Origin of the sequence: Pseudahrensia aquimaris, from assembly GCF_042676045.1 — a bacterium.
GTDB lineage: Bacteria > Pseudomonadota > Alphaproteobacteria > Rhizobiales > Rhizobiaceae > Pseudahrensia > Pseudahrensia aquimaris.
Window position 1 is genome coordinate 1 of record NZ_JBHTJV010000016.1, and the last position, 655, is coordinate 655.

Annotated in this window: 1 protein-coding gene; it reads left to right on the forward strand. The window is 59.1% G+C overall.

Annotation, left to right across the window (positions count from 1 at the left end; all coding sequences use genetic code 11):
• A partial coding sequence (locus ACFQ14_RS14340) for an Ig-like domain-containing protein (protein ID WP_377213445.1) occupies positions 1-655 on the forward strand: 655 nt, incomplete at both ends.

The following is a 655-nucleotide window of genomic DNA, read 5'->3' on the forward strand; positions in this document are numbered from 1 at the left end:
TGTGCTTGATCTTCTGGGCAATGACGATGATCCGGACGGTGACAATGCGAACCTGACGATCACGGAGATCGACGGTCAGCCGATCCAGCCGGGCGAGACGGTTGATGTTGCCAACGGCACGGTGACGCTGAACGACGACGGAACGGTAACGTTCACGCCGGAAGACGGCTTCACGGGCGATGCGGTGTTTGAGTACACGGTTGAGGACGAAGACGGCCTGACGGACACAGGCACTGTGACGGTTGCGGTGTCTGACAACACGGTTGATGCGGTCGATGACGACGCAACGACAGACTTCAACACGCCTGTGGCGATTGATGTTCTGGGCAATGACACGGATCCGGAAGGCGATACGTTCGAGGTCACGGACTTCGATGGTACGTCTGCCAACGGCGGCACGATCACCGAGAACGCCGATGGCACGCTGAACTACACGCCAGCTGACGGCTTTGAAGGCACGGACACGTTCGAATACACGATCACGGACGCCAACGGTAACACCGACACGGCGACGGTTACGGTGACAGTGGGTGAAGACCCGAACACGCCGCCGGACGCGGATTCCGACTTTGCCGATACGCCGGTAAACACGCCTGTGATCATTGACGTGCTCAACAACGACATGGATGCCGATGGTGACACGCTGACGGTGACC